Source organism: Sphingomonas bacterium (assembly GCF_903644135.1).
Lineage (GTDB): Bacteria > Pseudomonadota > Alphaproteobacteria > Sphingomonadales > Sphingomonadaceae > Sphingomonas.
Genome location: NZ_CAHJXA010000352.1, coordinates 1 through 2,780 on the forward strand (window position 1 = coordinate 1; position 2,780 = coordinate 2,780).

3 protein-coding genes and 1 pseudogene are annotated in these 2,780 nt (G+C 69.9%); 2 read left to right on the forward strand and 2 right to left on the reverse strand.

Going from position 1 to position 2,780, the window contains the following annotated elements; translation table 11 throughout:
* Positions 1-287 (reverse strand): annotated as a pseudogene (locus HUU96_RS14320) (DUF4126 domain-containing protein); the annotation flags it as partial.
* Between the two features lie 56 nt (positions 288-343).
* Entirely contained in the window at positions 344-1,267 is a 924-nt protein-coding gene (locus tag HUU96_RS14325) for an ABC transporter ATP-binding protein (RefSeq protein WP_174293416.1), read from the reverse strand.
* Positions 1,268-1,331: 64 nt separating this feature from the next.
* Between HUU96_RS14325 and HUU96_RS14330 the strand changes: the two genes are divergently transcribed.
* Positions 1,332-1,562, forward strand: a complete 231-nt coding sequence (locus HUU96_RS14330; protein WP_174293417.1) for a zinc-finger domain-containing protein — start codon at positions 1,332-1,334, stop codon at positions 1,560-1,562.
* Positions 1,563-1,612: 50 nt separating this feature from the next.
* The coding region (locus HUU96_RS14335; RefSeq protein ID WP_174293418.1) for a metallopeptidase TldD-related protein at positions 1,613-2,780 on the forward strand (1,168 nt) is incomplete at its 3' end.

Consider the following 2,780-nt stretch of genomic DNA (forward strand, 5'->3'; position numbering starts at 1 on the left):
CAGCGCTGCCGCCTGGGGGCCAACGCCGCGCCGGCGATGGCGGAGGTGGTGAAGCGCGCGATCAAGCCGACCGCGACGACCCGGTCGGGCGCGGTCTTCTGCTTGTCGCCGGCCATCTCGCCGATCGCCAGCAGCGTGGTGCCGGCGGCGACCAGCGGATGCGCCAGCAGCCTGGGCGCGCCATTGTCGGCGGGCAGCTCGCCGCGGGCGGCAGCGACTGCGACTGTAGCGAGCGGCGTCAACGCGCGCTGGCCGCCGACCAGACCCATCAGGAACGAAGCAAGCATGAGGAAACCTTTCGAAGGATGCTTGCCAAACCCCCGGCAGGCCGGATCGCTCCCGTTCAGGCCGCCGCCGTCCGCGTCAGGCTGAGGAACACGTCCTCGAGATCGGGCTCCTTGGTCGACACGTCGACGATGCCCAGCCCGCCCGCCGTCACCGCCGCCAGCACCTCGCCGGCGTTGACCCGGTCCTTGGAGAAGGTGATCTCCAGCGTCCGTGCGCCCTTGAGGACGATCTTCTCGAAGCAGGGCGCGCCAGGCGCGGCGGCAAGGTCGCGGTCGACGGTGATCGCGACCACCTTCTCCTGCGCGCGGCCGACCAGTTCGCGGGTCGGCTCGTTGGCGATCAGCCGGCCACCGTTGATGATCGCGATGCGGTCGCACAGCTCCTCCGCCTCTTCGAGATAATGGGTGGTCAGCACTACCGTCACCCCGGCCGCGTTCAGCTCGCGAACATAGGCCCAGAGCAGCTGCCGTAGCTCGATGTCGACGCCCGCGGTCGGCTCGTCGAGCACCAGCACGGGCGGCGAGTGGACCATCGCCTTGGCGACCATCAGCCGCCGCTTCATGCCGCCCGACAGGGTGCGGGCATAAGCGTTCGCTTTGTCCTCCAGCCGCACCGCGCGCAGCAGGTCCATCGAGCGCCGCCGCGCCTTGCGTACGCCGTACAGCCCGGCCTGGATCTCCAGCGTCTCGAACGGCGTGAAGAACGGGTCGAACAGGATCTCCTGGTTGACGATGCCGATCGACGCCTTGGCGTTGCGGGGATGGGCGTCGATGTCGAACCCCCAGATCGCGGCGCTGCCGCCGGTCTTGTTGACGAGGCCGGCCAGGATGTTGATCAGCGTCGACTTGCCGGCACCATTGGGGCCGAGCAGTCCGAAGATCGTGCCGCGCGGCACGTCGAACGTCACCCCGTCCAGCGCGCGCTTGCCGCCCGCATAGGTCTTGCTCAAGGCGTTTATGCTGATCGCGGCGTCGGTCATGCGCGGGCGATAGGCGGCTTGCCCACGATTGTGTAGCGTTTCGCGGCTTGCTATCGAACCCGTCATGGTTCCGCCGCCCGAAACGATCCGCGTCTCCCACCGCCGCATCTCGTGCGATGGTGCCAGCGACATCCCCGGCGGCGCGGCGCTCGGCCATCCGCGGGTCTGGCTGGAGATCGACGACAAGGGCTATGTCGACTGCGGCTATTGCGACCGCCGTTTCATCCTGATCGGCGGCGCGGCGGACGGAGCGGACCAGTCGGCGCTGGCCGATATCAGCGAAGGCGCGGCCTAGCCCCTGCCAAGGGCGGTTTACCCGCGGCCGTGCGCGCCTATATTGGCGCAATGAACGCTCCCCTCGACGCCCGCTCGTTCCTTTATCGCGACCAGCTTTCGCCGGAAGCCGCCCAGGCGCTGACGGCGCAGGTGCTGGCCAAGGCCGACGATGGCGAGCTGTACCTGCAATATCGCAAGGCGGAGGCGTTCGGCTTCGACGACGGCCGGCTGAAGACCGCGAGCTACGATACCGCCGCCGGCTTCGGCCTGCGCGCCGTGTCCGGCGAGATGACCGCCTTCGCCCATGCCAACGAGTTGTCGGAGGCGGCGATCCGCCGCGCCGGTGAGACGATGGCGCTGATCGACCCCGCCGCCGGTCCGCGTGCCGCACCGCCGCGCGCGACCAATCGCCATCTCTACACCGACGCCGACCCGCTCGACCTCGTGCCCTTCGCCGACAAGGTGAACCTGTGCCAGCGGATCGACGCCGAGGCGCGCGCGCGTGACCCTCGCGTAGCGCAAGTGTCGGTCGGGCTGTCGGGGACGTGGAGCGTCGTCGAGGTGGTCCGCGCCGACGGCTTCGTCGCCACCGACGTGCGCCCGCTGGTGCGGCTCAACGTCTCGATCGTCGTCGAGCAGAACGGCCGGCGCGAGACCGGCACCTATGGCACTGGCGGCCGCTACCTCTACGATCGGCTGTTCGAGGAGGCGACCTGGCGGCGCGGCATTGACGAGGCGCTGCGCCACGCGCTGGTCAACCTCGACTCGGTCGCGGCCCCTGCCGGCGAGATGACGGTGCTGCTCGGGGCCGGCTGGCCCGGCATCGTCCTGCACGAGGCGATCGGCCATGGGCTGGAGGGCGACTTCAACCGCAAGGGCACCTCGGCGTTCTCCGGCCGCATCGGCGAGCGCGTCGCCGCGCCCGGCGTGACGGTGGTCGACGACGGCTCGATCCCCGACCGGCGCGGCTCACTGACGATCGACGACGAGGGCACCCCGACCGGCGAGACCGTGCTGATCGAGGACGGCATCCTCAAGGGCTATATGCAGGATCGGCTCAACGCGCGGCTGATGGGCGTCGCCGCCACCGGCAATGGCCGCCGCGAGAGCTTCGCGCACGCGCCGATGCCGCGCATGACCAACACCTTCATGAAGGGCGGCCAGGACGACCCCGCCGAGCTGATGACCCGCGTCAAGCGCGGCATCTTCGCCAAGAGCTTCGGCGGCGGCCAGGTCG

What these genes read in the sequence shown, in the direction of transcription:
- HUU96_RS14330 (WP_174293417.1), top strand. Translation starts at nt 1,332, where the DNA reads ATGGTTCCGCCGCCCGAAACGATCCGCGTCTCCCACCGCCGCATCTCG.
- HUU96_RS14325 (WP_174293416.1), bottom strand. Translation starts at nt 1,267, where the DNA reads ATGACCGACGCCGCGATCAGCATAAACGCCTTGAGCAAGACCTATGCG.